Origin of the sequence: Methylobacterium sp. B1 (assembly GCF_000333255.1) — a bacterium.
Classification (GTDB): domain Bacteria; phylum Pseudomonadota; class Alphaproteobacteria; order Rhizobiales; family Beijerinckiaceae; genus Methylobacterium; species Methylobacterium fujisawaense.
On the sequence record NZ_BACT01000747.1, the window covers coordinates 1 to 1,757 of the forward strand.

At 73.9% G+C, this 1,757-nt stretch carries 2 protein-coding genes; one reads left to right on the forward strand and one right to left on the reverse strand.

The window, feature by feature from the left end:
• The coding region (locus I53_RS21980; protein WP_251982397.1) for a GntR family transcriptional regulator at positions 1-444 on the reverse strand (444 nt) is incomplete at its 3' end.
• A gap of 150 nt (positions 445-594) precedes the next feature.
• Between I53_RS21980 and I53_RS21985 the strand changes: the two genes are divergently transcribed.
• Positions 595-1,757, forward strand: a 1,163-nt coding sequence (locus I53_RS21985; protein ID WP_051044954.1) for an aldehyde dehydrogenase family protein, incomplete at its 3' end; no start/stop codon positions are given.

Below are 1,757 nucleotides of genomic sequence, written 5' to 3' on the forward strand. Positions count from 1 at the left end.
CCATTTCCTCCAGGGCATGGCCCATCCGGGGAGGTCGAGGCCCAGGGCCGTTCCGCCGCGAGNGCCGCCGCACCCGGCTCGACGATTCATCCGCAGCTTGAACAGGTCGCGGATGAAGGACTCGCTCGGCTCCGACTCGAAGGCCCAGGCGAGGATGTCGGGGTCGAGCAGGTTCCAGCGGCTGCGCTGGCTCACGCGGGTGCCGGTGCGCGGGCGGCTCTCGACGAGCCCCTTCGCGCTCAGGATACGGATCGCCTCGCGATAGGCGGTGCGCGAGACGTTCAATTTCTCAGAGAATTCGATCTCCCCGGGCAGCACGTCCCCGGGGGCGTAGCGGCCGCCGAGGATCGCCACCCCCAGATCGCGGGCGACCGAGCCGTGGATGCGGCGCGAGCCCGAGGCGAGGGGCAGCGTGACGTTCTCCGGACCGCGATCCTGCCTCACTCGTCCACCTCCAGTCCGGGCCACCGGGTCGGTCGGGGCGGGATCGGCGCGATTCTATCCTGAAGTTGTAGGAGCGCAAAGAGGAACACCCCCTGCACCGGAAACACGGCCGCGCTTGCGGCGGGAGGCGAACTGCCCTAGCCTAATTGTATGAGTAGTGAATCACCAGGGCCCGTGACGATCCGCGGCAGCGTCCTGATCGGCGCCGCCGACGTGACCACAGCCGCGCTCTTCCGGGCCGTGGATCCCGCCACCGGAGCGCCCCTGGAGCCGGCCTTCTCGGCCGCAGGCCCTCGGGAGGTGGAGGCCGCCTGCACGCTGGCGGAGGCGGCGTTCCAGCATTTCGCGGAGACGCCACCAGAAACACGCGCTCGCTGTCTCGAAGCTGTGGCCGAGGGCATCGCCGATCTCGGCGCGCCGCTCGTCGAGCGGGCGATGGCCGAGACCGGCCTGCCGCGGGCGCGGCTGGAGGGCGAGCACGCCCGCACGGTCGGGCAGCTGCGGCTGTTCGCGGATCTCGTCCGCTCCGGCGCGTGGATCCGGGCGACGATCGATCCGGCGCAGCACAAGCGGCAGCCGCTGCCCCGGCCGGACCTGCGCCGGCGTCACGTCGCGATCGGCCCGGTGGCGGTGTTCGGCGCCTCGAACTTCCCGCTGGCCTTCTCGGTGGCGGGGGGCGACACCGCCGCCGCCCTGGCGGCGGGCTGCCCGGTGGTGGTGAAGGGCCATCCGGCCCATCCCGGGACCGGGGAGCTGGTCGCGCGGGCCGTGCGTGCGGCGGTGGCCACCGGCGGCCTGCCCGAGGGCACGTTCTCCTACCTACCGGGACCGTCCACGGACCTCGGAAGCGCCCTGGTCGCCGACCCGCGGATCAAGGCCGTCGGCTTCACCGGGTCGCGCGCGGGCGGACTCGCCCTGATGCGGGTGGCCGCCGGCCGGCCCGAGCCGATCCCGGTCTATGCCGAGATGAGCGCGGTCAACCCGGTCGTGCTCCTGCCCGGCGCCCTGCGGGCCCGGAGCGCGTCCCTGGCGGCGGGCTTCGTCCAGTCGCTGACGCTGGGGGCGGGGCAGTTTTGCACCAATCCCGGTCTGCTGATCGGGATCGCCGGCTCCGACCTCGACGCCTTCGCGGAGGCCGCCGCCGCGGCGATCCGGGAGAGTGTGCCGCACACCATGCTCACCCCGGACATCCGCGACCGGTTCGCGCACGTCGTCGCCGCGCTGGCGGCCCGACCGGGAGTGACGGTCGCGGCGCGCGGGGCGGCCGCCGGGCCGGGGGGCGCCCCCGCCTGCCTGCTGCGCACGGAGGCGCG